Source organism: Coleofasciculus sp. E1-EBD-02 (genome assembly GCF_040218245.1).
Lineage (GTDB): Bacteria > Cyanobacteriota > Cyanobacteriia > Cyanobacteriales > Coleofasciculaceae > Coleofasciculus.
The window spans coordinates 18,370-44,668 of record NZ_JAVJQN010000230.1; the positions used below are offsets into that span (position 1 = coordinate 18,370).

Genomic DNA, 26,299 nt, shown 5'->3' on the forward strand with positions numbered 1-26,299 from the left:
GCGAAGCATCCTTTGGTCTCCCCCTTTTTAAGGGGGACGGAAGGGGGATCTTAAAGGTGGGCTAGGAGAGATCAGTCTTATCCAATCAGTATTGGCGTTAATTCTATGTCTAAAATTGAAGCATCTACTCTTGAAGAAGCCAGAACCAATTGGTGTATCTACGCTCAACGGATAATAGAAAACTATCATCGCGATGCGATTAATCCAAATAATGTCGTCAATACTATCTATACCCGTTTGGACAAGTTTCTGGAAAGTAAGCCAACGGTGGAAAATGGCAAAATCTACACCAGCACGTATTTTCCTTCCGTAAATGAAGTTAACGCTGATTACGAACAGATTTGGTGCAAAGTCAATACAGCTCATCGCATTGATGCTGCTAATTTAGGGTTTCGCTCTCTAGGGGAACATCAATCTAACTCAAAAATGAACGAACTGGCGTTAAACTGGGCATACAATTATGTTGATGATCTTATCAAAAACGCCTATCAAGCTGCCGATATCACTATAGATTATCGGGAAAGCCAACAGTTAACCGGATTTGCCTGGTCTCGTACCGAACTTGTTTGGCAAAAGATTAACAATAAATTCTATAGTTTAGAGACTCCTTATTTGAGAACGGGAAATTTATTGTTCGAGGCTTTGAGCTATAAACATTACTGCAAACTTTTATCTCCGAAAGGAGCAGTTGATTTTATCGAAGAAATCAGTAAAATGTAATCAGCAACAAAAAAATATTTTTCCCAATCAGACATTGGAGTTAACGATGATTGAACTGAAACCACTGATTTTTCCCGCTTTAGCCACAATTGCCACTCTTTTGGTTTACTTTGTTCTCACGATCAATGTGGGTCGAGCCAGGGCAAAATATAATGTACCTGCACCTCAAATCTCAGGAGATGTCAATTTTGAGCGTGTGTTCCGCGTGCAACAAAATACGTCAGAACAATTGCTCCTATTTTTACCCAGTTTATGGTTATTCTCTCTGTTTGTTAGTCCAATTTGGGGAGCGGGAATTGGTGCGATTTGGGTAATTGGACGAATTATTTATGCCTGGGGTTACTATACAGCGGCGGAAAAACGCGGTATTGGTTTTGGAATTAATTCTCTATCTCTTCTCGTTCTGCTAATCGGTGCTTTAGTGGGAATTATTAAATTGTTCATCAATACCCCTTTTGGAGTATAAGGAAGCTGTTCGGCATTTAAACCTTAATTTCAACCGAAATCACAGTTCCCACTTTTACCGCATTAAACACTAATAGTCCTTAACCACCAACGACTAACTGCGCCGTCATCTTCAGTTTTAGAACGTTTAAGAGCTTCTTCAACTAAATCAATCGCTAATCCCGGCAAGACTTGAGATTCTCGAATCAATTCAGCGTTTGTTGCGGACAGAGAATAAGCGATTATCTTGCCAGCATTGACATTGGCAACCCAATATTCTCGTACTCCTAGACGTTGATAGAGTTTTTGTTTGCGCTCTGTGTCATCCTCCAAAGATGAAGCGGCAATTTCAACCACTAACGTTGGGGGATCAAGTTCATTCAAGTTAACGGGTGCATTAGTATGAGGCGGAAAAGTTATAGTTTTACCGATGTAGAAGGCAATATCCGGCTGGCATTCTCGCAATCTGGCTTTCCTGAAGCTGGTATTCGTTAGTTCTTTGATGGGAATATTTTTAATGGTGGCATACAAGACAATCACCGTAGAGAGAATGGAGTTGTCCTGACCGTGTGCCGAACCGAGTGGAGCCATTTCAATCCTCATGTAACCCTGATCATAATAAAACCTGCCACTGGCTAAGGTGGGATCATCAGCAAAGGTGAGAAAATCTTCCCAGTTGGCTTCAACCCAAGTATCGGTAGCAACAGTGGATATAATGGGCGGTGAATTGACCATATCTAGAACGTGCAGCTTCTGTGGCTCTCCATTAGCTTAACGTACAAATGCCGTCAAATCCTTTCACCAAAACTCTCAATTTCCACCTTATCCCCTACTTGCAGTGTTCCCAACTGTTCTTGAATCACGTTTTGCCCAAAAAAGATTTGCCCATTCCGCAGCCGATAGTTTGCCAATGTCGCTAACGGTTCTTTGCCTCGTATACCCTGAGATTGATCTACTGTGGTAATCGTACATCGAGAACAAGGTTTAACCACGCGAAAGGGAATTGCACCGATGCGAATTTGACGCCAACTGTCTTCGGCATAGGCTTCACAGCCAGAAACCACTAAATTAGGACGGAATCGATTTATGGGAACAGCTTGTTCTAACCGTTGATTTAAGTCGTGCAACGAGGCTTCAGAAATGAGTAAAAAGGGAAATCCATCGGCAAAACTAACCGATTCGCTGGGATTAGCATAATTTGGATTAATCGGGCGGATGGAGTCCTCTGGCATATAGACTAACTGACAGGGAATGTCGAGAAATTTGCTAAACCACTGACTGAATTCTTTATCCAATGGCATAGCTTGGCAGATATCATTCCAGATTTGCACTGGGAGGCGATGGTCACTTTCATAGTCTAGGGGAATGGATAAGCTGGGCTGGTTGGGTGCTTCTACGACTAACTCGTTCTCCCCCAACCGCACTTGAATCAACGCCATGCGAGGAAACTGACGCTGGGTGAGAAACTTACCCTTTTCATCCACGAGCATCCAGCGTCGATCATAGTGTAAACCGCGATCGCTCACCTGAGCCGTAGAGAGTGCGATCCCGCCTGCTGACTTAATCTGGTAGATATAGAGTCCACTCAACTGAATAGAAGCCATGTTTAAGCCGCCGATTTAACCGTAAAATCTATCCCACAATTTTAGCTGGGTCACGCCAGTAGACTAAGTTCAGAGGAACTTCTACTATACGCAATAACTACCATGAAAACCGCAGCGCGTGTTATTCATAGTGACCCTGACATCCTGGGCGGAACCCCTGTTTTTGTTGGAACTCGTGTACCGTTTGAAACGTTGCTCGATTATCTCGAAGCTGGCGATCCACTCGATGAATTCTTAGATCATTTTCCCAGTGTTCGGCGTGAGCAAGCGATCGCAGCTCTTGAATTGGCAAAGGAAATGCTGATAGCTTATGCGAATCCTGCTTGATGAGTGCGCCGTTCTACAACACTTGGACAAAGCTAGACAAAATTGGATCTTGTTAGACATTATCCGGATTGCTTCCTGTTTCACTCTGGCGGTGTCGGCACTCGACCAGTCCACAGTGTCCAGCTTTTTAGTTACAGTTACTTCCCCCAGGTATATGGCTACGGCAGCAACCCCTTGAACTCAATAATTACCAATCGTTTCAGCCTGATTGTGCCGATAGTAACCAGAACTTATCTTCCGTAGTAGTTAAGATTAAGAGTGGAAACAGTTCCAACCCTGGTAGGGTAATGCCGTTATCCCTAAACCTCAGTCGTTTAGTCTCCCAGTTTAAAACCTGTTAGGACTCTGCCAAGGTTTACTCTTCCAATCATGTTCGTCGAGTTCCTGCTAGATAAATATGACGACTGTCACTCAATCTCCCTACACTGAAGACCAAATTTCAGCTTGGCTGCGCGGCTTGTGTACCGTGGCTTGGGCTGATGGTCACTTTGATCCCGAAGAAAAAGAGATCGTTTCTCAACTGACTCATGAACTCCTGGAGGTGGATAAAGATCCACAGTCAGTTGAACAAACGATTTCTGCCGAAGAACTGGCTGCGGCGTTAGGTCACGACAAGCATACCGCCGAGAATTTTATCAGAACGGCTGTCATGGTAGCGATGGCAGATGGTATCTACTCGGTGAAGGAAGCAGATGTTCTGCAAGAATTCTGCGAAGCGCTGGGACTGCAAATCGAGGCATTGAATGCCCTGCGGCATACCCTTTACGATGGTGAGGGAACGGATACCCCGGATGTTGTCCACCAAGACGCCCAGCAACCAGGAACCTCTCCCCATCCCCATTCAGATATTCTGCATCCTCTACGCAAATGGCTAGACGGGATGGAAGTTCATGACCCACGAGTTGCCCGATTTGTTTGTAATATTATCCCCTCTCAATGTCCGTTTGAACGAGATGTAAACCTATTTGGTCGCAAAGTCGCCCACATTCCAGCCATGTGCAAGCTCAATCCACTCTATGATCAGTTAGTCGGCTTGCGCTTCCGGGCATTATCCTATCTGGCAGATGAACGGGGCGAAGATGTCTCGAAATATTTTTAGTGTAGAGATGTGCCATGATTCGTCTGTAGGGGCGGGTTTCACTACTATCATTTCTTCCCTCACCCAGATGTAACTAAACCCGCCCCGACTAGATTAAACGTAAGACGTCTTTGACAAATGACCAATGACGAATGACAAATGACAAATCATGCAATTTATTGATCAAGCAGAAATTGAAGTAGAAGCTGGGAAGGGCGGCGATGGGATTGTCGCCTTCCGGCGGGAGAAATATGTGCCTGCGGGAGGACCTGCGGGTGGGAATGGGGGACGCGGGGGAGATGTGATTTTGGTGGCGGCTGAACACCTGCAAACCTTGCTGGATTTCAAATATGCCCATCGCTTCCAAGCCGACAATGGAGGACGTGGGGGACCAAATAATCGAACGGGTGCTAATGGGCGCGATCGCACAATTCAAGTTCCCTGCGGTACAGTTATCTATGATGCAGATACCCAGGAAATTATCGGGGATTTAGTCCAATCAGGACAAACCTTTTGCGCGGCTAAGGGAGGTAAGGGAGGATTAGGGAACAAGCATTTTTTGAGCAATCGCAATCGCGCTCCTGATTATGCCTTACCCGGACTCCTTGGAGAGTATCGCCGCTTGCGTTTGGAGTTGAAATTACTGGCAGAAGTGGGCATTATTGGTTTACCCAATGCGGGTAAGTCTACCCTCATTGCTGCCCTTTCTGCTGCACGCCCGAAAATTGCCGACTATCCGTTTACAACGTTAGTACCCAATTTAGGTGTGGTTCGCAAACCTACAGGTGATGGTACAGTGTTTGCCGATATTCCGGGATTAATTGAAGGGGCGCATCTGGGAACCGGGTTAGGGTATGACTTTCTCCGCCATATCGAACGCACGCGCTTATTATTGCACCTAATTGACGCTACGGCTGATGATCCGATTGGCGATTACCAAACCATTCAAGCCGAGTTACAGGCTTATGGACGGGGATTGTCAGAACGTCCTCAAATTCTGGCATTGAATAAGATAGATGCGGTTGATTCAGAGACGGTAGAACTGCTGGCGACTGAACTCAATCACTTAACCCATGTACCCGTGTTCCAAATTTCAGCTGTGACTCAAAAAGGGTTAGAGTCGCTGTTGCAAACCGTTTGGCAGTCTTTGGATCAGTTGAAAGATGTAGAGGCGGAAACGGTTACCAAGGTTTGATAGTGGGCAGGGTGTGGGGTGTGGGGTGTGGGGTGTGGGGTGTGGGTGTTTAAATCGCTCCAATCCCTGGAAATAAAGGGAGAAAAGCTGCCTTGTTTTGAAAAGCGGCATTAACTTTACCTTTTACAAGTAAAATTGTCAAATACAAATAAGTAATTATACAGCGCTTTTCAAGTGAGGTACACAGACAGATCCCCGACTTCTTCGAGAAGTCGGGGATCTTGCTTAGAGACTGTACCTCATCAACCACCAAATCTGCTGTAATTATCCTGAAAACGAAAATTAAGTTCCAGAATTCCGGAATGAGGGGATGAAAGGATGAAGGTAAAATTACACCCTTATCCAAGGTTCTGCTAGTTCGTCTCTGTTGAGCAACGTTTATACCTCTTTACATTCCATGATATAAATACTCTTTCAAGAAAAGAAAAGCCAACCGTAACGTTGATTGCTTTTCCAACGACAGTTGGTTGCAAGGCTTCAGAGTCTAGCTAAGATCTAAAGTCAAAGAAGTCTTAGTTAAACATAGTTTTTGGAAAAATAAAAATGGATTCGACCAGCAGACGATTAACGGATGCGGCAAAATGTCATATCTAATTTCTAATCAAGGTTTTAAATCGGGAGCAAAGTTTATCACAACTTTATTTAAGTCATCTTGACTATGTTTTTTCCGTAAATCATGGCTATAACGCTTGTAGTTTGACTTGGCAAGATGCAATTATAAACAATAAGGACATTTCGAGATTAAAGCTGGATAATCTCTCAGACAATAAAACAGCTTGACTATTGACTTGCCACACATTCAATTTTTTTATTTCCATCAGGGCTAGGCATCTCCACAACTCAGTTTGAATTTTTTTGGACATACATTTCATCATGGCTCATTCAAAGGTCATTGGCAAATTATCACTAACGACAGCTCTGGCTACGTTAATTGCCGTATTAAGCAGTCCAGCCGCCCAAGCACTGGTTATTGATTTTGAAGATAATGCGATTGAACCTAACACTAATGAAGATGTTTTATCCTCGATAACGTCGCAAGATTTTTTGTTCAAGCCCACTCTCCCCCGTGACCAAACGCAGTATGCATTAGCGAATAATGTATTTGAGGCACACAATGACAGCACCTATTTTGTGATCCGGAATTTAGTAGACAACGACACATTGGAGCCGTTCATCAATCCTGTCATCATGTCTAAAGTTGACAAAACTCCCTTTTCGTTAATCAGCTTAGACTTAGCCGAATGGGGGGAACCCTGGGATCAAGCCAAAATGGTTGAAGTCACTGGCTTTTTAGCCGGAGGCGGTTCAATTACAACAATGATCTCCTTTGATGGCATTACTGATGGAAGTGGACCTCAAGAGGATTTTCAAACCGTAGCCTTTAACCAGCAGTGGAGTAACTTGAATAGCGTTGAGTTTAAAGGAATAGATGCACCTGTTTCTGATGATCCCAGTGAAGAGCCTGGTTTTCAGGTTAATAGCTTTGCTATTGACAACATTGAAGTAGAAGAAGCGTTTGAAGAACCCCATACAGAAGTTCCTGAACCTGCTTCGATTCTAGGTATCTTTACACTGGGAGTAGTAGGGTTTGGTTCTAGATTGACGAAAAAAATAACTCAGCGTTAACTAATCTGAAACACTGATATAGATTGGCTTCGTAGTGAGGGCTTCAGCCCTCTTCAGCTAGGCATTAGAGTACTAAAGTACTCACTACAAACAAAGCCCTATTTTAGCGGGGTCATACCACTAGGGGCGTGGATCGATTCCTTGGTAAGCGATGATAAAGTTAATCGCTAAGTAGGGTTGCAGGTTATTGTGGGCGTTGTTCTCACTACTACCGATACTAGAAATACAGTCCATTTCCACGAAATTAGTAGCTCCAGTAGCGTAGATGCTACTTCTCGGTTTCGACAAAAGGGCAGATCCACTCGGACTGGTTTCGTTGGAGTCAGCATTCGTCGCTTTTAATTTCATTTGAATTTCTGGTAAGTTCGCTTGAGTTAATTCAACCTGCTCTGTTCCACTTTTATCACCCAAGCCATAGGAGTTGCGATCATTATCACTATTTCCTGCCATCGGGTTTATCCCCAGAGGAACGCGACCTCTCAAATCAGGGACGCGAAATTTGTTTTCATCATCACACTGTCCATACAATCCCTGTAAAATTTCCGCCAAAACTTGGGTTGCTGTTGTGACCGGATGGCATTCTCCATTACATAGAAACCAACCATCAGGAGCAAAATCAAAAGCAACCATGGCAATTTGACCAATAAACGGTTCTGTCATCATCAACTCCTCAAGTTTTGTATAAGGTAACGTTGCGCTAAAACTCCCCTCTGCTTCCTGTCGTCCTAACAAAAAGGCGGGAAATGATGTAATCATTCTTGGGGTTCAGGACTCCATTAGTTTTCTTTAGAGCTTAATGACATAGTAATGTAGCCAAACTTTACCGAACCGTCAAGAAGATTTTGTTACAAAGTTTAAGATTTAACCCTATCAACGTGGCGTCGATATTTTTATTTTTTCAAAAAAAATAGTCAAACTAGAGTTAGCGAGTAAAACTCCTGAAGATAACTGAGTTTCGCCATACCCTGTCTCTGTAGACTGGAGGGAAATAGCGAAGGGTAAGTCCTGAGCCATTATTTTTGAGACGAGAATATAAAGTATGCTGGATTTGGCAAGTTCTACCGGATTGGGGGACTAGCGATGAAACCTATCTCATTGTGCATTCGCTGCTTGTTTGTCGGTGTTGTCCTCACCGGGGTAATGCCTTACCTAAATTTTCCCGAAACAGGACGGTTTCCTAAGCGCGATCGCACCTTAAAATCAGCGATAGCTTGGCTGGACTCAATTCCCCCAGCCCAGGCTCAACCCATTACCCCAGCCGCCGATGGTACTGACACCAGAGTTACCCCTGAGGGAAACCGCTTGGATATCCACGGTGGAACGCTTTCGGGAGATGGCGCAAATCTCTTCCATAGCTTTGATCAATTTGGACTCTCCCCCGATCAAATTGCCAACTTTATCTCCGATCCCCAAATTCGCAACATTCTGGGACGGGTAGTTGGCGGAGATACCTCTGTGATTAATGGTCTAATTCAGGTAACTGGCGGAAATTCTAATCTATTCTTAATGAATCCGGCGGGGATCATTTTTGGCGCTGATGCCCAGCTTAATGTTCCGGCTGCTTTTACTGCAACCACAGCGACGGGGATTGGCTTTGGCTCGGAGAATTGGTTTAATGCCTTCGGTGAGACTAATTATCAAAATTTAATTGGGACTCCGACTAGCTTAGCGTTTGACTTGGCTGAATCAGCAGCGATTATTAATCATGCCAATCTAGAGGTGGGAGAAGGTCAGACTTTAATCTTAGCGGGTGGTAGTATTGCCAACACAGGGCAACTGACAGCACCAGGAGGACAAGTTGCGATCGCGGCTGTACCGGGCGAGAATTTGCTCAGAATCAGTCAACCGGGTAGCCCCCTCACGTTAGAGATTACACCCCCTCGCTCCGCCACTGGGGAGCAATTGCCCATTAATCCCCTCGATTTACCTGTTTTACTGACGGGGAATAGCGGTCAACTTGTCAACGAAGGGCAAGTATCAACCACCGATACGAATCAGGGGGGTTCAATTCATGTCGTTGGTTCTAGGGTGGATAACTTGGGTCAAATTCTGGCTGATGGGGCGAATGGGGGTAATATTCAGGTTCAAACTGATCATTTCCTGGACACGGGACAACTGAGTGCAACCGGGAACCAGGGAAATGGTGGGGAAATTCAGGTTAATTCTACAGGCACAGTCATTCAAACCGCTAGCGCAACAATCCGGGCAAATGGTTCTCAACAGGGAGGGGTAATTGAATTTAAGGGTAATGCTGATACAGTCTTAACCACTTCAGGTGACATTGAGGCGACAGGAGAAGTGGGCGGTACCGTCCATTTATTTGCTGAGACGGTTCAGTTATTGGCGACTGATATTGATGTTAGTGGTAACAGTGGCGGTGGAGAGATTTTAGTCGGTGGTGATTTTCAGGGACAAACGTCAAATGCCATTAATGCCCAAAATACCATCATTAATCATAGCAGTCGTTTAAACGCCAACGCTTTGACCACTGGTAACGGAGGACGGGCGATTGTTTGGTCTGACCAACACACTCAATTTTCCGGTACGATTCAGGCACAAGGTGGTGCAATTAGCGGTAACGGTGGTTTTGTGGAAGTATCGGGTAAAAATACACTCTCGATGACAGGTTTCGTTGATGTGGGGGCTGTAAATGGATTGGCTGGGACACTGTTACTCGATCCAAAAAATATCATAATTGACGATAGTGTAGGCGCTATTCCTCAGTTTGACCTCGTTGATCCGAACGCTGACAATGGTTCTGGATTTGGTGATGCCATTGTGCCATTGAGTACGGGGAATGTGGCAGTCACTAATCCAGAGGATAACTTTGGTGGGGATAATGCGGGTGCGGTTTATCTGTTCAACGGTTCAACCGGGGCATTACTTAGCACACTGACGGGTCAAATGGATGACCAAGTGGGGAGTGGTGGTGTTACAGCCTTAAGTAATGGGAATTACGTCGTTGCTAGTCCACAGTGGGACAATACCGTTGAAGGCGCTACAAATGCTGGGGCAGTAACATGGGTTGATGGCGCTGTGGGAATTAGTGGGGTTGTTGATGCAACCAACAGTTTAATTGGCACTAAGCGTGATGATCTCGTGGGTGATGGCAACCCATTTTCAGGGGTTGAAGGTATAACCGCACTCGCCAATGGTAACTATGTTGTCGTTAGCCCAAACTGGAATGGCTCAGCAGGAGCGGTAACTTGGGGTGATGGCACAACTGGGATAACTGGAGAAGTAAACGCTGCTAACAGTTTAGTTGGTAATGTGTCCGGTGATTTTGTTGGTAATAGTGGTGTTACAGCACTTGCCAACGGTAATTATGTAGTGAGTAGTCCGTTCTGGAATAGTGCAGGAACTAATAATGTTGGAGCAGTGACTTGGCGTGATGGTACCACTCCCACAGGTAATCAGCAGGTGAATGAAACCAATAGTTTAGTGGGAACTCAAGCCAATGATGAAATTGGTAGTGGGGGTGTGACAGCACTCACGAATGGCAATTATGTGGTGGGTAGCCCCGATTGGGATGGAAATCGGGGAGCAGTAACTTGGCGTGATGGTACTATTCCCACAGTTAACGAAAATGTGAATGAAACCAATAGTTTAGTGGGAACTCAAGCCAATGATGAAATTGGTAGTGGGGGTGTGACAGCGCTCACGAATGGCAATTATGTGGTGGGTAGCCCCGATTGGGATGGAAATCGGGGAGCAGTAACTTGGCGTGATGGTACTATTCCCACAGGTAATCAGCAGGTGAATGAAACCAATAGTTTAGTGGGAACTCAAGCCAATGATGAAATTGGTAGTGGGGGTGTGACAGCGCTCACGAATGGCAATTATGTGGTGAGTAGCCCCGATTGGGATGGAAATCGGGGAGCAGTAACTTGGCGTGATGGTACTATTCCCACAGATAATCAGCAGGTGGATGAAAGCAACAGTTTAGTGGGAACTCAAGCCAATGATGAAATTGGTAGTGGGGGTGTGACAGCGCTAACGAATGGCAATTATGTGGTGAGTAGCCCTAACTGGGATGGAAATCGGGGAGCCGTAACTTGGCGTGATGATACTACTCCCACAGGTAATCAGCAGGTGGATGAAAGCAACAGTTTAGTGGGAACTCAAGCCAATGACCAAGTGGGTAGTAGTGGCGTTGTTGAATTAAACAATAGCAATTATGTTGTCAGCAGTCCCAACTGGGACAATAATACAGGAGCCGTTACTTTGATGGATGGAAGTACTGGACAAGCCTGGGATGGTACAAATAGTATTAGCGATCAAAATAGCATTACTGGTCGCCAGTCGAATTCAGGTTTAGATACAGTTGTTAATGACCCAGTTAATCAGACGTTTTGGGTACAATTTGCCAACGAAGGTAATGGTCGAGTAACCGTCGGCGTTCCCACTGATCTAACATTTGCTAACTTATCTGGTAATTCGGTAACATTCTCTCCCTTCTTTTTACAACGCACCCTGAATACGGGTACAGCCGTTGTGCTGCAAGCCAATAATGATATTACTCTTAATACTCCACTGGATATCGATAATCTTAGCGGCAATGGCGGAAACCTCACGTTTCAAGCCGGACGCAGTATTTTTATTAACGAAAACATCACGACAGATAATGGGGATTTAACGTTAATTGCCAACGAAACTCTGGCAAATGGAGTGGTTGATAGCCAGCGAGATAGCGGTAAGGCTGACATCGTATTGGCAGATGGAATAACACTAGATACAGGTGAGGGAGATATTAATATTACCCTGAATACAGGTGAGGGGTTAACCCATAATCAAAGCGGTACTATTACTCTAGAGGGTATCATCAACACCAATCATCTGACGATTGAACATAAGGGCTTAAGGGGTGAGGTAATTATCGCACAAACCGCTAACTTTGACGTGATCGGCAATCTCACGATCTCTAGTCGTACCTTGACTCTCCCGGAAACCATCGAACTTAACCTGGAGGGCGGATTACAATTAAATATCACCGAAGCGGTAGAGTTGGCGGGTCAAATTACAACGACGAATGGTAGCCTGGAGTTGAATGCACCAATTACTCTAACTGGCGATACTGTCTTTAATACAGGTGGTGCAGGCACTATTCTGTTTAACAACACGCTTGACGGTAATCATAACCTTGAACTTTCTGCTGGCACGAATAGTATTACCTTTGATAATCTAATTGGCAATAGTACCCCACTGGATAACCTGACGATTAATGGGGGTTTAAATCTCGCCACTACGATTAACTTGACGGGAGGATTGGAGCAAAATGGCACAAATCCAGTGAATTTGGCTGGGACAATTACCACAACAACTGGCACGATTGATTTAAATGGTGCGGTTACGCTGACGGGTGATAGTCGTCTGAATACGAGTGCGGGTGATGTCCGTTTGCTGAATCCAATTAATGGGAGAAATGGAACGGAAACCCTAAACCTAATCGCGGAAACGGGTACAGTTAAATTACCCGAAACGATAGGGAGTACAACCCCAATTGGCAATCTAACAATTCTTAGTGGTAATCTGGATATCCCGACAACAGCCCGGATTAATCTCACGGACAATTTTCAACTCAATGGCGCGAATCCGCTGAATTTCGCGGGTGAGGTGACAACAGCGAATGGTACGATTGAATTTAATGCTCCAACCATCCTAAATGGCGATACATTCCTGAGGACAAATGGCGGTGATATCCGGTTTAATAATAGGCTCAACGGTAACGGGAGTTTGGCTAATCTAAACCTAGCGGCGGCGGGAATGGGAAATATCGCGTTTGCCGATAGTGTTGGTGAAACAATGCCACTGGGGAATCTGACTATTTTTAATGCCAATAACTTCACGGCGAATGCTTTGATTAGGGCGGCTAGTCTAAAGCATACGACAGGAATTGACACAATTAATCTGCAAGATGTGCAAACGTCTGGGGGGGCGGTTGAACTGACAACTCGTAATACTCTAAAGACGGGTAATATTATGACGGCTGGCGGTGATATTCGTCTCACTAGCCATCAGGATGCAGTGAATAGTGGTAATCTCAATTCTTCAGCGGCGACGGGTGGTGATATTGTGGTCGAGGCTGAGGTGAGTATTGATGCAGGAGAAATCAATTCCAGTGGCAATATCGGCGATGGCGGTGACGTTAGTCTTGATCCCCAGGACTATATTCGGGTAACTTCGATTAACGCCCAGGGGGGAAGTAATGGTAGAGGGGGTAATGTTGAGATAGAGAGCGATCGCGTCTTTCAGGCAACGGGTAGTTTTTCCCACAATGGTAGGGAAACTAGCATTTCTACGGCAGGTGGAAATGGTGGCGGTGATATCACGATTCGTCATGGGGGAGACGGAATTATTCCCTTTGATGTAGGGGATGCCACAACTAACGGCACAGCGGCTGCCATTACCAGTGGTGAGTTTACCATTACCCCTTTCCAATCCTTTAGGTTTACCCACACTGAAGGTAATATTCAGATTATTAGCGTTGATGATACCCGTGATATCCCAGTTAACCCGGTTGATTTAACCACCGCTGATTCTAATCAAAGTCAATCCCCAATTGAAAAGGACGAATCTGGGGTGATGGAGATTGATAACTTATTCAGTCGCGATTATGAGGAATATTTTGGCAGGGCGAAACGGGCGGGGATTACCTTAGAACAAGCGCGAGAAATCTTACGCGATAATGAAGCGGCGACAGGGGTGAAGTCGGCGGTGATTTATGTGGTATTTGCCCCGCAAACAATTACTTCTGTGCCTGAAGGTGCAGATGTTGCGCCCAATAATACCAGTTTATTACGATCGCTAACCCCGCAACCGAGCGATCGCCTGGAGTTAATTCTCATCTCTGCTGATGGACAACCGATTCGGCGATCGGTTAATGTAACCAGAGCGGAAGTCCTGGAAATGGCAGATCAATTTCGTCGCACGGTAACCAATGTAATTGATGACCAGAACTATCTGCCACCCGCTTACCAGATGTATCAATGGTTGATTAAACCTATAGCCGCTGATTTAGCCGCGCAAGACATCAAGCATTTGGCATTCGTTATGGATACGGGGTTGCGTTCCATACCCATTGCCGCTTTGTATGATGGGGATCAGTTTATCATTGAAAACTATAGTGTCGGCTTAATGCCTAGCCTCAGTCTCACCGATACTCGTTATCAAGATGTCAGAGATGATTCGGTGTTGGCAATGGGGGCTTCAAAGTTTCGGGATAAGGCATCTTTACCTGGTGTTCCCATTGAGTTACAGGTGATTGCTGATCAAGTGTGGCAAGGTGAATCCTTTCTGAATGAAGAGTTTACCTTAAATAATCTCAAGCAAGCACGCCGAAAAGTGGCGTATGGTATTGTGCATTTAGCCACCCATGCCGAATTTCAACCGGGGAAACCTGCGAATTCTTACATTCAGTTGTGGGACAATAATAAACTCAAGCTAGATCAGATGTGGCAGTTAGATTGGCATAAACCGACGGTGGAACTGTTGGTTTTAAGTGCTTGTCGCACGGCGTTAGGAGATGAGGAAGCCGAGTTAGGATTTACGGGGTTAGCGGTACAATCTGGAGTCAAGTCAGCCCTAGGCAGTCTCTGGTATGTTAGCGATGAGGGGACACTGGGACTAATGACCACATTTTACGAAAACCTTAAGCAAAGTTCTACTAAAGCTGAAGCCTTGCGAAAGGCACAACTGGCAATGCTTAGAGGTGAAGTGCAACGAGAAGGCGATCGCTTAATCACGACGAAGAGTAGTATTCTCTTACCCCCTGATTTTCCGGCGTCGATTAACCAAAACTACAGCCATCCTTATTTTTGGAGTTCCTTTACCCTAATTGGTAATCCTTGGTAATCAGGGAACAGGGAACAAACAGGAAGGTTTGAGGGCGATTGGCAAAACTTAATACACTGCCATTTTCTTTTGTCTAACTACTTATCACCCTTGGTTTTTCTTTAATTCCTTTAACGTCTGATACATTTCCGGTAACCGATTATAAATCGCGGATACTTTCAAAAATAATTTATGGGGAACGGCGGGAGTACCCGAGACAATCGCCCCGGCTTCTACATTATTATGAACCCCTGTTTTCGCCGTTGCGATCGCGCCGTCTCCAATCTTAGCTTGATTGGCAATCCCGACTTGTCCGGCGAGGATTACTCGATTCCCCACATTCACACCCCCAGCCAAGCCAACTTGCGCCGCGATCGCACAACCACCTCCCACTTGACACCCATGACCAATTTGGACTAAGTTATCGATTTTAGTATGATGACCAATCCGAGTTTCTCCCACCGCCGGACGATCAATCGTCGTATTACAGCCGATTTCCACCCCATCTTCTAAAACCGTATATCCCGATTGTTCCATCTTGAACCACCCCTCTTTCGTGGGGACAAAACCAAACCCTTCCGCACCAATTACTGCACCGCTATGGATCACACAATCCGCCCCAATTTGGCTACGTTCATGAATCGTACAGTTAGCGTGTAAAATGGTGCGATCGCCAATTTGCACATCGGGATAAATCACCACATTCGGATGAATACAAACCCCATTACCAATCCTCACCCTCGCCTGAATCACTACATGCGCCCCAATATAAACCCCCTCCCCTACCTGCGCCTCTGGGTGAATCACAGCGCTAGCATGAATTTCCGGTGCAGGTTTCCAGGGTTGATAGAAAAGCGCGATCGCCCGGGCAAATAATAGTCGGGGTTCCGATGCGCCAATCCAAGCAATACCGCGTTCTGTGGCTTGTCGTTGTAATCCTTCATCCGGGGGTAAAATTAACGCCCTCGCCTCAGTGGTTTTCACCCTAGCAGCAAACTTAGCCCCCTCAATATAGCTGATCGTACTCCGGGTGGCTTGGTCAATGGGGGCGATCCCCTGAATCTCTGGATCACACTCTGGATTAGCTAATAGACTCGTGCGATCGGTGTCGATATTAAGGTTTTGTACCAGTTCACTAAATTTCATCTTCGTCAGGGTTCATAGTTGATCGTTCATGGTTCATTGTGAAGCCATGGACGTTTTTCGCAAAGGATTCAACTAATTTCTAATCGGTCTATTATAGTTAACCGTTACCCTGCCATTGGTTTGATTGACAGTGACGCTGGTTTCTACCGTGAACACATTCGCACCAGGAGGGCGTCCTTTAAAGGTAAATGTTATGGTATTATCGTCGTTCTCTGTATAAGGTGCATCTTGTACCGGACCATGCATCGCCGCTTCCGCCCGATATTGCCTCAATCCACCATTAATCCGTTCAGCCGCTTGTCGGGCTAGATTTTTCGCTCGATTCAGGTCAATGTAATATCCGGGATCTATTTCTGGAGATGATGCAGGCGATCGCGGGGATGTCTGGGCTATGCCATTGACGGCATTCCCAGCAAATGTTATCAAAGTTAGGGCAGAAACTATTAGGATTTTATACATATTTCTATCCTCACAAGTTTGAAGACATAGATTATAGATTATAGCGTTTTTCCTAAGGATGAGGGAGTGCAAACCTTGAGGGACACAAGCCTTGCAATCTTTGTTGTTCAGTTATCGGTGGGGAGGGCGGGTTTTGTTGTTCAGTTATCGGTAAATATCTAATTTAGTTCCTAAACCCGCCCCTACAATTGTTCCTAAACCCGCCCCTACAATTGTTCCTAAACCCGCCCCTACATTTTGCCCATTGCTTGACCCGCTAACCAAGCCGTTGTCCAAGCATTCTGAAAATTAAATCCGCCCGTAATTCCATCAACATCCAGGATTTCACCCGCAAAGTAAAGCCCCGGACAGCAGCGACTTTCCATGGTTTTAAAATTCACCTCTTTTAAACTTATCCCGCCGCAGGTGACAAATTCTTCCTTAAAAACACCCTTTCCTTGAATCAGATAACGTCCCTGATTCAGTTCTTGTACCAATTGATTCAGGGCTTTTTTCGAGAGTTCTGCCCAGCGTTTGTTTTGGTCAATACCAACGTAGCTAATTAAACTCTGCCATAACCGTTTCGGAATCGGAATTGGGCAACTCGTGCTGATATGACGGTGCGGAAGTTGAGATTTAACCGATAGTAATAGCTGGCGTAGATAATCTTGAGTGTATTGAGGAAGCCAATTAATCACTAAGGTAGTTTTGTAGTGACAATCGTGGAAAAATCGAGCTGCCCAAGCCGACAATTTGAGGACAGCTGGACCACTTAATCCCCAATGGGTAATCAGTAATGGTCCCGTTTGTTCCTTGACAGTTTTCCCGGCTTCTGGTAGTTTTATATGAACATCATTTACACTAACTCCAGCTAAATCCTGTAAGCGTGGGTCTGATATCGTAAACGTAAATAAAGAGGGAACCGGGGATTGGATAGAATGACCTAAATCCTTAGCAAAGCGATAACCAAGGGGATTACTTCCCGTCGCCAAAAGTACGCGATCGCATTCGATTATTTCCCCGGTTTTTAACTGGAGTTGAAACCCAGAAGTGAGGCGAATGGATTTAACTGGAGTCGCGGTGCGAATCTGAACCCCTGCGCTTATCGCCCCATGGATGAGACAATCAACAATGGTTTGCGACGTATCCGTAACCGGAAACACCCGCCCATCCGCTTCGGTTTTCAGGTGTACCCCCTGGGCTTCAAACCAGGCGATTGTATCTTTGGGTTGAAACCGTGTAAACGCCCCACGCAAGGCTTTCCCCCCCCTGGGATAGGCTTGTACCAAAAGGGCGGGGTCAAAACACGCATGGGTGACATTACAGCGCCCCCCACCAGAAATCCGCACCTTAGTTAAAGGCGTTTTCGAGGCTTCCAGCAGGATGACTTGGGTGTGAGGATGAGCGGATGCAGATGCGATCGCGCCGAAAAAACCAGCCGCACCCCCACCGATAACGACAATTTTAAGAGACAAGGTGCTTGCATTACTCAGGGTTATGATTATTCTAAGGGTTCAAAATCCGATTTAGCCGCCCCACAGACGGGACATACCCAGTCATCAGGGATATCCTCAAAGGCGGTTCCGGGTTCGATACCGCCATCGGGATCACCTTTTTCGGGATCATATTCGTAGTTGCAAACGGTGCAAACATATTTTTTCATGTTGTCTTCTCCTATTATCTGATTCAGTTGTACAGTGTATCGTACACTGTATTGCACAACTTATTCAGGCTAGCTATAGTGGGATGGAAGAGTTTGGCACAGCAATTATTTGCTATTTTACCGAAGAAAAATGCTTTTTGGGATTTTCGATAAAGGTTGCTTTGGAATAGCCTGCTAATTTTGCCGCTTATCCAAGGGAGAGGTGTCCGGTTTCAAAGAGTTTAATCATGAGTAAAAGTCGTGCTTCTTCAACGGGTATGTCGGGAGGGAGTTGGACTTGGAGGGCGTTCATTTCTTTGATTCAGATAAATAGGGTTTAGCATACTAATACTCTAACAAGTGATTCAGGTACGCCAGTTATCTAACGCAACGTGAGTGTTGAGTGTGTAGGGGCGGGTTTCACTACTATCTTTTCGGTTGCACCCAGATGTGACTAAACCCGCCCCGACTCAGGTTTTTGGACTTCCCATGAAAATTTAGGTGAAAGTCTGAGTGTCACTTCTCCCCGTTCAGCCCGTTCTGCTAATCTCAGTGATCGTTGAGCAAAGTCTGGTGGCTCTCCGGTTAATAAACGGAGTAAGACATTAGCATCAACCCATAAGTCTGTCATGAGTTTTCAATCTGAGTTTTTTGGGCAAGTGTTTCCGCGACACTCTGACGAATTGCCTCTTTACCGGGATAAGGAACAGTTGCAGGTAAGGCGCTGTAAAATTCCCTAAGTCGCTTAGGCTTAATGATTCGCAATTTTAGATCAGTTCCTTCTAGGAGAAGTAATATTTCCTCTCCTCCTTGAAGTCCGAGTTTTTGGCGAATGTGGGCAGGAATTGTAATTTGTCCTTCCGGTGTTAGTTTTACTTTCATGCCATATTTACTCAAAGTCTAAAAACCTGAATCGGGGCGGGTTTAGTTACATCGGGTTACAATCGAAAAGATAGTTGTGAAACCCGCCCCTACACAATTCATACCAAATCCGGGTTAGCCACCCCCTTTATCAGCTAGTCCGCGCAGGCGGACTTTGTTTGTGTAGCTGCGACTTCTAGTCGCCAAGGCAAAAAAGGGGTTTCTGAAATTTACCTATCTATATTTATTAATCCATTTTTGTTTGGCTATTAATAGTTTCTTTTCCCAGCTAGGTGAAACCGCACCTAAACCTTGATAAAAAATAGATGGTATTTGCATAATGTATGCAAGTAATGCTTCTTGCCTTCTAAACTTAATTAGGTTTACCTTAGTTTCGTTGAAAATAAGCTTTGACAAAATGTAAACTTTAACAAATCTGACTTGATCGCAAAAAATATACAGTTCATATTGATTGAACTTAAAAAATTCAATGATTTCTTGGGCATAAAGCAAATTATGCAGAGTTGTCAGCGCTCTTTCTTCTAATACTATATTTATAGCCTGGGTTGGCTGATCGATTAAGGAGGACATTAACATAGCTTCAGAGGTGGTTGAGTCTTTAAAGGTATAGCCACCACTGAAAATTAAATAGTTTATTTCATTTTTTAAGGCGTATTCCATGACAGAATTCACGTACCGCTTTAATTGATTGTCTAAATGACTACCATAACCGCAGACAATACCCACTTTCATGATGTTAATTTTATCCTGATAAACAAAGCTAAATAAACAAAGCTAAAAATTATATTGGTTTTTTCTTATTTCTAAGCAACAGATGAGGGAACACACGAGTGAACTTAAATAATCTGTAAATTCTAGACCAATTCAATACTCCTGCTTTACGATATAGATTCAAGCCTTCAAATAGTGTTTTGATGAACTTGAAAAACTGGCGTTGACGCCAATAAGAAATGGCTAGACCCATTATACAGCTTGCTGCACCTTGCATCTTACCATTCTCCTTTCTCCAGTTAAATGCTCCTTTGAAATTTTTAACCGCCTTATGATTTTCTCCTTTATCTATAAAAATAAATCCTAGTAGCTCGTAGGAATCAGTTATTCCTCTTTGATCTTCCATGTTTTTATATCCATCCAGAGATTTTTTGCCAAAAACTTCTGCCTGTTTATAGTTTTTATTCATCCGAAAAGCCCAGGATAAGTGATGCTCGATCCAAACTAATGCTGGTTTATCCTCAACCTCTATGGCTTTAGCTCTGGCTTTTTCTAAGGTAGCTATTGACTTGTTAATCCGAAATTCTTTCCTTTCAATAATCCCTTGATGAACTAAAGGATTAATAATTTTATGAAACATCCCCTGTTCTTCTAATATTTGTAAAACTTGCGAATATTGTATCCTTGCCTCTTTAAATTTACCTAAATTCATTTTACAATAAGCAAAATTGGATAATATATCTGTTTTTAGCTCCAAAAATTTTGCCTTTGAACCTAAGTTATTAGCAGATTCTAAAAAACTTTCAATCAATCTCAAGGAACACTTAAGATTTGGGATACCTTCTTGGTAAAGTTCTCTCTGAACTTGAGATATAGCTAAATGTGCCTTGGCTTCTATATAGATTTCTGAGTTCTGAGATGAGTTTAAACATAACTCTTCATAAATACGACTAGCTTCAGGTAAGTTGCCCGTTTTTCCCAAGGCTTTAGCTTTCAAGATTCTGATAGACCTCAGATCGGTTCCAGTATCCTGGAATGAATTGATAATTTCGTTAGTAAGTTCCAATACCTTAGGCGAAATCCCCTTGAATATCAGATAGTCACACAAGGGCAATGCAAAGCTAACTGCTGTTGTGTTGATACTAATCGGTACGGTAAGAATAGACTGTACTCGATTCCAGTCTTTGCTCTTACATAAGTGATGTAATGATTTTGTATAACGTTCTACATTTTCTAAATCAGTAGCATCAGATGGTGGATCGTCATCATCCATAAGATAGTTTTCTACGGCTATATAATGATCAAGCTGTTCAAACGGAACTTCATCTAGATTAATACCCCACTCAGCCCAAAGCAATTGACCAGGTTCTTTAAAGTTATTTCCCATCTTAACTACACCCCATTGTTAAAGCTGTCCAGTAACCTTCTTCGATGAGCGATCGCCACACTGCGAATTAGATTATGTTGTCCGACAACGCGCTTGTTATTGTGGTTGATTGATTCCTCGACTAGAAAGCGATTACTCAATTCCTCTAGAGCCTGATCCTGCCGTTCTTCGCTACATTCTTGACTTTCCAAACGCTTCAGCCACTGCACCAAATGCTTCAACCAATATGCCTCTTTTTCTGGAGAGCGATACACTGAAGCAGCGCAAACTAATATATAAGCATCAAAGACATCTCTTTTTAATCGGTCAAAAGCTGATTCAAGTCGTTCGTTTACTTGTATTCGCAGTTCCTTTGTCAGTGTATGTAATTTCCAATTATCCTGTTCACCTAAGTTTTTTCCTGCCTCAGCCTCTGCTAAAGCCTTTTCCACTTCTTCTATCTTGTCGCCGCAATCCTCCCAGTATGCCTGCACATTTCCAGAGAAAGGCTCACTGCTAATTTCCCCGATAATTACCCGCAAAACTAGAGGATGACCTTTGTAGGCTTTGCCAATTCGCACCAGTAGGCGTTTATCGGCTGACTCCTCACTAACATCTAATTCTGTTGTCTCGAATAACGCCACCTGTTCTGATTCATCTAGTCCATACACAATTTGGCGATGCCAGAAATTACTGTAACGGGAATCTAGTAACTGAACTGGCAAATCTTGTGAGGTGACAATTAACCGACTTTGGCAAGATTCGGCTGACAACAAGCTCAAAAAGAATTTGAGCCACCACTCATCAGCAAAATCCCCCCAGCCTTCCTCGTCATTTCCTGTCAACAGTCTTTCCATAGAATCAATCAGCACTAGCACCTGATTCTTGTGCAAGTGTTTGATTAACCTGGACAGTAATAGTTCTGGCTGTTTCTCTTCTGCTGAGAGTCTTTCTCCCCATTCCTCCAACCATCTGGCGGCGACACTGGCAAAATCGGTGGTTTTGTCCTGATAATCAAAATTAGCTCTCCGCAGGTTATTCTTCCAATCCCCCTGAAACCAGTCTTGTAGTTCCACCGCCAAGCGTTCAGCCAAGGCGGTTTTACCAATTCCGGTGATACCAACCAGCAGTAATAGCCGACACCTCCCTCGCAGCTTCTCACTCAGTTCAGTAACTAACTGCTCTCGACCTACCCAGGCTTCATCATAGGCAAAAAATTCGGGTCTGGAATCTGTCTGCGACGGTGGACTATCATCAACAATCTCTTGCCAATTCTCTATCCCGACAGCCTGACAAATTCCAATAAAGGCATCTTGCTGAATCGGCTTGCCCTGCCGAAACCGCTTCAGGGTTGCTGCTGAAGTCTTAGCATCCTGATACCAAGCGGCGGCTGTCGCTGTCCAACCTTTCTTTTTTCTTGCCTGATCAACTTCTTCCAGTCCCTGTTTAGATGCTTTGAGAGTAACCGCCATGCTTATCTACTGAATGTCCGGTTGATGGCTCAATTTTGGCTCACTTTCAACAGTAGCAGCAAGAATGAGCCGAACGTACAGCTTTTAGAGATGGGTAGCTAAGGAATCATAAAGATGTTGAACGCAAAGGAAAGACATATTCATGTCCAAGGAACAAGCTACGATTTCCACCAGCCAAACTAACCCAACGACTCCATCTATCGATCCGACGCCGTTATTGCAGTATGGGGATAATCCGACGGCGATTATTCTGAGCATCGCTATTCTACTCTGGGTCTTGCGTCCGGTGATGTTACGCCAACAATCAAATCCTGGGGAAACGCCAGGATCGACTCAGGGTAAGTTGACACCTTGGGGTAAAGGCGCGATCGCAGCCTTTGTGCGTGCTTTTAATTCCAACAATTAACGGTTTAGCGCCGAGGATGGCTCTACGAAAATTGTTCTGCATAAGTTCCAGCCGCTCAGAGTTAGATCCGACTGAACAACCCTTGATTCTCGCCAATCAATCTTAAACTATGGAGGTACAACCCTTGAGACGATACCCCCGCCCACGTAGCCCCTAATACACGAGTGATGAGCAACCATTTGAGCGCCGTAAAAATCCCCACTAACACAGCTTCCCGATATTGGAGTGCGATCGCGATTGATGCAGCCGGGAAACGCCAAGTCCGGGAAATTACCACAGCAAAGGCATTTTTCCTGGAATCATTCCCTGATTTTACCCCAGAGACTCAAGTCTCGGATACCCAGGTTCAGCGTCAACTCTGGTACTGGATGCAGGAAGCAGGGGATGCTGGTAGAGACGTTCCGGTGGAACGTCTGGAAGCTGATCAGAGTAGTATGGCTCAACTTTGTCTCAAATGCTTTATGTCACAGCAAATTGACGCTGTTTGTCGGGGGTTAGCCAGTCGGTTTGGTGCGGAACATGGCTTTACCAGTAACGATCTATTACCCTTTGTCTTAGATGAAGAAATCGGTAAACCCCGCCGCCATTCTCCCACCTACCAATCCTTCCTCGATGAAATCTTACAGAGTTTTGACCCCGAACAAAGCAGCCTCGCCACTTGGACAACCCGTCGGGTGAAACACCATAAACCCCTAAATCAGTTTCTACTTGAACATGGGATTTATTTAGTCAGTGATTGGGCAATCCTAAATGATACCAAACCCAAACAACTCCACCGGATTTTCACCGAGTTTCACAACTTAACCCCATCGGAAATCCAACGCGCCCAACACCTTCTCGATGCTTATCACGCCGTCTACCGCAGTCAACGCCTAAAACAACGTCTCGCTGGAGTTAAAGGAAAATGTTACCCCCCCACCCCCGAACAATTACAACAAATGGCGCAACGCCTCTCGCCTCCCCTACGCCCAGAACCCCTCCTGCGCCAACTGCAACTCATCGCCTCTCGACTGCGTGAGTACCGAATTTATGTACGCGGTGGGAAGTTAAAAAGCGAATCTTTGGATGCAACGCTAAATGAACCCCTAGATGTCCCCGATTCTGAACCCACACCCGATGAACAAAGCGAATTTTTAACCGCCTATCGCCAACAGTTTCTTCAGGGTTTAGATCAAGCCATCGCCCAAATTACAGGCGATCGCACTCGGAAGTTACAGCGCCGAGATTCCCAAAAAGCCCAACAGTTTCTCACCGCGTTGCATCTGTTTCACTGTCAAGGACAATCCATGTCCGATATTGCCCGCAACTTTAACTATAAAGGACAATTTCAAATTAGCCGTTTACTGAAACTGAAAGCTTTTCGCGCTGATATTCAACGAGAATTACTGGTTTATTTAAGCGATCGCATCCTGGAGAAAGCCCAACGCTATACCAATCGCCAACGCCTGCAAACGGTTCATCACCAGATTCAAGAGGCGATCGCAGAACAAGTCACTAAGGTGATAGAAGACGCGGCGACAGAAGCGAGTACGGCTACCCATGAACGCCATCAAAAAACCCGCAGCCTCTTTGCTAAAAGACTCTGCCATTATCTAGATAACAGGAGTAATATATCATGACTTTCTACTCAACCACTCAACCCGGGCTTGATGGTGACGCTTTCGCCATTGAAACCATCCAACTCTCTGACGATGCAATTGAACAAGCCGTTCACCTCGCCCAACCGATTGCTAATGAGGAACGCCAATGGCAAACTTATCTTAATGCTTTAGCCTTATTTGGGTTTGAGACATGGTTAGCCGAACGGAGTTCTGATTTAACCGTAAATCGCGATCGCACGTCCCTGTTCGACTCGGCGACAGCAAATCTCATTGAAGCGGTTTGTCATCTTCAAGTCAATGGGTTTAACCTCTGTCTAATTGCCCAAGGTAGCCTATCGGATGATCAAGTATCCTTACCCCGAACCGTTGTCGATATTCCCGAATTCATCCCCCATTTCTACGTCATAGTAGACGTACAAGAGGAAGAAGAAACCGCTGTGGTTAAAGGGTTTATCTCCTATCCCCAACTCATCGAACACCGGGATACTCTAGGCTTAACCCCTGAGGAGGATTGGACTTATTCATTCCCCCTCGATTGCTTTGACACCGAACCTAGTCACCTCCTCTTAGAATTACGCTGTTTAACCCCCAGCGCCATACCCCTCCCCCCAATTCCCAGTGATCGCCGCCTGCAACTTGCCCAGACGCGATCGCAACTGGAAATCAAACTCCCCCAACTCCAGTCTCCGGCGTCTCAACTCTGGCACCATTTAACCTGGGAACAAGCCACCCTCGTACTCACCCGTTCGGAGTTACGCACCTGGCTGTATCAACTGCAAACCGATCCCCAAAGCCAACCCACCCTCCGCAACTACTTATCTGATGTACTCAGCCGCATCACCCGAAACGTGATTAATGTGGGACGCTGGTTGCAGGATGAATTAGACGAACTCGCCCAAGAACTCTCCTGGCAACTTCTGCCTAGTTTAACCCCCGCTACCGCCATGCGATCGCCTACCGCCGAATTGGATGCGATCGTGCAACAACTGGAGTACAATAACATCGAGATTCCGCCTCAAGCCAAGGGCGCGTATCGCAATCTCCAAGTGGCAGACATCCCCCTGCGCTTATATGCCATAACGTGGCCCCTCTTATCTGCAACCGTCCCCGAATGGGCGTTACTGATAATTTTAGGTACAGATTCGCCAACGGGTTTCCCAGAGGGTTTAATATTACAGATTAGTGATCAAACCGAGAGTTTAGTCGAACAAGAGTTAGATGCCAATAGTTCCTCTTTCTTCACCAGTGTAGTGGGAACATGGCAAGAGACATTTGTGGTCACGATCCGCTTAGGATCGGATATTGAACACATCCTGCCTCCCTTTGGCTTCAATCTTTAGAATTAGAACTAAAGCCCTGAACTAAAGTACTCGAAGAGAAGCCGCTCCGCGTCTACGGGCTAAAAGCTAAAACCCGTTAAAACGGGTTCAAACTGATATCTTGCATCTTTGTCAGTGGGCTTGCTGCACAAAGCAAAAATCCTTAACCATCAATACTTTGAGCTTTATTGACAGAGAGTTTGATTCAATGAAATCGGGTAGCATCCTTCATAAGTATGGCATCACTTTGCTCAGGAAAAATGTACCCTTGCTCCCCCAGCTTCCCCAGCTTCCCCAGCTTCCCCCGCTCCCCCTCACCACAACACTTATTCAGCAGCCCCTAAGCTAGTCCGCGCAGGCGGACTTTGTTTGTGTAGCTGCGACTTCTAGTCGCCAGGGCTTCTAGTCGCCAGGGCAAAAAAGGGGTTTCTATTAAAATAGAATATAAAACTTTTGGTTCCTTGGGTTTTAACCCAAGGCGGTTGGTGAGAC

General features: G+C 45.1%; 22 protein-coding genes. 10 read left to right on the plus strand and 12 right to left on the minus strand.

All coding sequences use genetic code 11. The features are described 5' to 3' along the window. Positions 1-105 precede the first annotated feature (105 nt). Entirely contained in the window at positions 106-720 is a 615-nt protein-coding gene (locus RIC07_RS34440; protein WP_446398445.1) for a hypothetical protein, read from the plus strand. 46 nt (positions 721-766) lie between these two features. Then, entirely contained in the window at positions 767-1,186 is a 420-nt protein-coding gene (locus RIC07_RS34445) for an MAPEG family protein (protein WP_446398446.1), read from the plus strand. 62 nt (positions 1,187-1,248) lie between these two features. On the opposite strand, the gene RIC07_RS34450 is transcribed toward RIC07_RS34445, so the two are convergent. Further along, complete coding sequence (locus tag RIC07_RS34450; RefSeq protein WP_446398447.1) at positions 1,249-1,899, minus strand: Uma2 family endonuclease; 651 nt, start codon at positions 1,897-1,899, stop codon at positions 1,249-1,251. 53 nt (positions 1,900-1,952) lie between these two features. Then, positions 1,953-2,768 carry an MOSC domain-containing protein gene (locus RIC07_RS34455; RefSeq protein ID WP_446398448.1) on the minus strand — a complete coding sequence of 272 codons (816 nt, stop codon included), beginning with the start codon at positions 2,766-2,768 and terminating at the stop codon, positions 1,953-1,955. 102 nt (positions 2,769-2,870) lie between these two features. Here RIC07_RS34455 and RIC07_RS34460 point away from each other — a divergent pair, with 102 nt between their 5' ends. The 4 genes from RIC07_RS34460 (at position 2,871) to RIC07_RS34475 (ending at position 6,994) form a co-directional block, all read left to right on the plus strand. Next, on the plus strand, positions 2,871-3,095 hold the full coding sequence (locus RIC07_RS34460) for a DUF433 domain-containing protein (protein ID WP_044205930.1): 225 nt from the start codon (positions 2,871-2,873) through the stop codon (positions 3,093-3,095). A gap of 397 nt (positions 3,096-3,492) precedes the next feature. Continuing rightward, the gene (locus tag RIC07_RS34465; RefSeq protein WP_446398449.1) at positions 3,493-4,194 is read left to right on the plus strand and encodes a Mo-dependent nitrogenase C-terminal domain-containing protein; all 702 of its coding nucleotides are present in this window, start codon (positions 3,493-3,495) and stop codon (positions 4,192-4,194) included. A 148-nt stretch (positions 4,195-4,342) separates the two neighbouring features. Next, positions 4,343-5,368, plus strand: coding sequence for a GTPase ObgE (gene obgE / locus RIC07_RS34470; protein ID WP_446398450.1), 1,026 nt, complete (start codon positions 4,343-4,345; stop codon positions 5,366-5,368). Between the two features lie 873 nt (positions 5,369-6,241). After that, positions 6,242-6,994 carry a PEP-CTERM sorting domain-containing protein gene (locus RIC07_RS34475; RefSeq protein WP_446398451.1) on the plus strand — a complete coding sequence of 251 codons (753 nt, stop codon included), beginning with the start codon at positions 6,242-6,244 and terminating at the stop codon, positions 6,992-6,994. A 120-nt stretch (positions 6,995-7,114) separates the two neighbouring features. On the opposite strand, the gene RIC07_RS34480 is transcribed toward RIC07_RS34475, so the two are convergent. Next, entirely contained in the window at positions 7,115-7,750 is a 636-nt protein-coding gene (locus RIC07_RS34480; protein ID WP_446398452.1) for a phage tail protein, read from the minus strand. A gap of 324 nt (positions 7,751-8,074) precedes the next feature. Here RIC07_RS34480 and RIC07_RS34485 point away from each other — a divergent pair, with 324 nt between their 5' ends. Then, positions 8,075-14,845, plus strand: coding sequence for a CHAT domain-containing protein (locus RIC07_RS34485; RefSeq protein WP_446398453.1), 6,771 nt, complete (start codon positions 8,075-8,077; stop codon positions 14,843-14,845). 84 nt (positions 14,846-14,929) lie between these two features. Here the strand turns inward: RIC07_RS34485 and lpxD are convergent, their stop codons facing one another. The 9 genes from lpxD to RIC07_RS34530 form a co-directional block, all read right to left on the minus strand. Next, positions 14,930-15,970: a UDP-3-O-(3-hydroxymyristoyl)glucosamine N-acyltransferase gene (gene lpxD / locus RIC07_RS34490; protein ID WP_446398454.1), complete on the minus strand. Its 1,041-nt coding sequence runs from the start codon at positions 15,968-15,970 to the stop codon at positions 14,930-14,932. Positions 15,971-16,042: 72 nt separating this feature from the next. Next, positions 16,043-16,429, minus strand: coding sequence for a hypothetical protein (locus RIC07_RS34495; protein ID WP_446398455.1), 387 nt, complete (start codon positions 16,427-16,429; stop codon positions 16,043-16,045). Between the two features lie 230 nt (positions 16,430-16,659). After that, on the minus strand, positions 16,660-17,883 hold the full coding sequence (locus RIC07_RS34500) for an NAD(P)/FAD-dependent oxidoreductase (protein ID WP_446398456.1): 1,224 nt from the start codon (positions 17,881-17,883) through the stop codon (positions 16,660-16,662). 26 nt (positions 17,884-17,909) lie between these two features. Continuing rightward, positions 17,910-18,071, minus strand: coding sequence for a rubredoxin (rd, locus tag RIC07_RS34505; RefSeq protein ID WP_006099872.1), 162 nt, complete (start codon positions 18,069-18,071; stop codon positions 17,910-17,912). Positions 18,072-18,504: 433 nt separating this feature from the next. Continuing rightward, positions 18,505-18,681 (minus strand): hypothetical protein, encoded by a 177-nt coding sequence (locus tag RIC07_RS34510; RefSeq protein ID WP_446398457.1) that lies wholly within the window; start codon positions 18,679-18,681, stop codon positions 18,505-18,507. Beyond that, positions 18,678-18,932, minus strand: a complete 255-nt coding sequence (locus RIC07_RS34515; protein ID WP_446398458.1) for an AbrB/MazE/SpoVT family DNA-binding domain-containing protein — start codon at positions 18,930-18,932, stop codon at positions 18,678-18,680. The genes RIC07_RS34510 and RIC07_RS34515 overlap by 4 nt, the downstream gene beginning before the upstream one ends. A gap of 213 nt (positions 18,933-19,145) precedes the next feature. Continuing rightward, a complete protein-coding gene (locus tag RIC07_RS34520) occupies positions 19,146-19,664 on the minus strand; it encodes an ElyC/SanA/YdcF family protein (RefSeq protein WP_446398459.1) in 519 nt (172 codons plus the stop codon). Between the two features lie 49 nt (positions 19,665-19,713). Continuing rightward, entirely contained in the window at positions 19,714-21,030 is a 1,317-nt protein-coding gene (locus RIC07_RS34525; protein WP_446398460.1) for a hypothetical protein, read from the minus strand. Between the two features lie 5 nt (positions 21,031-21,035). Then, on the minus strand, positions 21,036-22,481 hold the full coding sequence (locus tag RIC07_RS34530; RefSeq protein WP_446398461.1) for an AAA family ATPase: 1,446 nt from the start codon (positions 22,479-22,481) through the stop codon (positions 21,036-21,038). 142 nt (positions 22,482-22,623) lie between these two features. Here RIC07_RS34530 and RIC07_RS34535 point away from each other — a divergent pair, with 142 nt between their 5' ends. The 3 genes from RIC07_RS34535 to RIC07_RS34545 all read left to right on the plus strand — a co-directional run bounded on the left by RIC07_RS34535 (position 22,624) and on the right by RIC07_RS34545 (position 25,828). Continuing rightward, positions 22,624-22,887, plus strand: coding sequence for a hypothetical protein (locus RIC07_RS34535; RefSeq protein WP_446398462.1), 264 nt, complete (start codon positions 22,624-22,626; stop codon positions 22,885-22,887). A 167-nt stretch (positions 22,888-23,054) separates the two neighbouring features. Beyond that, positions 23,055-24,506 carry a hypothetical protein gene (locus RIC07_RS34540; protein ID WP_446398463.1) on the plus strand — a complete coding sequence of 484 codons (1,452 nt, stop codon included), beginning with the start codon at positions 23,055-23,057 and terminating at the stop codon, positions 24,504-24,506. Beyond that, on the plus strand, positions 24,503-25,828 hold the full coding sequence (locus RIC07_RS34545; RefSeq protein ID WP_446398464.1) for a DUF1822 family protein: 1,326 nt from the start codon (positions 24,503-24,505) through the stop codon (positions 25,826-25,828). The genes RIC07_RS34540 and RIC07_RS34545 overlap by 4 nt, the downstream gene beginning before the upstream one ends. Positions 25,829-26,299 lie beyond the last annotated feature (471 nt).

Bases quoted from the DNA above. Each gene is read 5' to 3' on its own strand.
- RIC07_RS34520 (WP_446398459.1), bottom strand. From the start codon at position 19,664: ATGAAAGTGGGTATTGTCTGCGGTTATGGTAGTCATTTAGACAATCAA.
- RIC07_RS34460 (WP_044205930.1), top strand. From the start codon at position 2,871: ATGAAAACCGCAGCGCGTGTTATTCATAGTGACCCTGACATCCTGGGC.
- rd (WP_006099872.1), bottom strand. From the start codon at position 18,071: ATGAAAAAATATGTTTGCACCGTTTGCAACTACGAATATGATCCCGAA.
- obgE (WP_446398450.1), top strand. From the start codon at position 4,343: ATGCAATTTATTGATCAAGCAGAAATTGAAGTAGAAGCTGGGAAGGGC.
- RIC07_RS34545 (WP_446398464.1), top strand. From the start codon at position 24,503: ATGACTTTCTACTCAACCACTCAACCCGGGCTTGATGGTGACGCTTTC.
- RIC07_RS34450 (WP_446398447.1), bottom strand. From the start codon at position 1,899: ATGGTCAATTCACCGCCCATTATATCCACTGTTGCTACCGATACTTGG.
- RIC07_RS34480 (WP_446398452.1), bottom strand. From the start codon at position 7,750: ATGATTACATCATTTCCCGCCTTTTTGTTAGGACGACAGGAAGCAGAG.
- RIC07_RS34540 (WP_446398463.1), top strand. From the start codon at position 23,055: ATGAGCAACCATTTGAGCGCCGTAAAAATCCCCACTAACACAGCTTCC.
- lpxD (WP_446398454.1), bottom strand. From the start codon at position 15,970: ATGAAATTTAGTGAACTGGTACAAAACCTTAATATCGACACCGATCGC.
- RIC07_RS34445 (WP_446398446.1), top strand. From the start codon at position 767: ATGATTGAACTGAAACCACTGATTTTTCCCGCTTTAGCCACAATTGCC.
- RIC07_RS34455 (WP_446398448.1), bottom strand. From the start codon at position 2,768: ATGGCTTCTATTCAGTTGAGTGGACTCTATATCTACCAGATTAAGTCA.
- RIC07_RS34510 (WP_446398457.1), bottom strand. From the start codon at position 18,681: ATGACAGACTTATGGGTTGATGCTAATGTCTTACTCCGTTTATTAACC.
- RIC07_RS34515 (WP_446398458.1), bottom strand. From the start codon at position 18,932: ATGAAAGTAAAACTAACACCGGAAGGACAAATTACAATTCCTGCCCAC.
- RIC07_RS34465 (WP_446398449.1), top strand. From the start codon at position 3,493: ATGACGACTGTCACTCAATCTCCCTACACTGAAGACCAAATTTCAGCT.
- RIC07_RS34475 (WP_446398451.1), top strand. From the start codon at position 6,242: ATGGCTCATTCAAAGGTCATTGGCAAATTATCACTAACGACAGCTCTG.
- RIC07_RS34495 (WP_446398455.1), bottom strand. From the start codon at position 16,429: ATGTATAAAATCCTAATAGTTTCTGCCCTAACTTTGATAACATTTGCT.
- RIC07_RS34535 (WP_446398462.1), top strand. From the start codon at position 22,624: ATGTCCAAGGAACAAGCTACGATTTCCACCAGCCAAACTAACCCAACG.
- RIC07_RS34485 (WP_446398453.1), top strand. From the start codon at position 8,075: ATGAAACCTATCTCATTGTGCATTCGCTGCTTGTTTGTCGGTGTTGTC.
- RIC07_RS34440 (WP_446398445.1), top strand. From the start codon at position 106: ATGTCTAAAATTGAAGCATCTACTCTTGAAGAAGCCAGAACCAATTGG.
- RIC07_RS34530 (WP_446398461.1), bottom strand. From the start codon at position 22,481: ATGGCGGTTACTCTCAAAGCATCTAAACAGGGACTGGAAGAAGTTGAT.
- RIC07_RS34525 (WP_446398460.1), bottom strand. From the start codon at position 21,030: ATGGGAAATAACTTTAAAGAACCTGGTCAATTGCTTTGGGCTGAGTGG.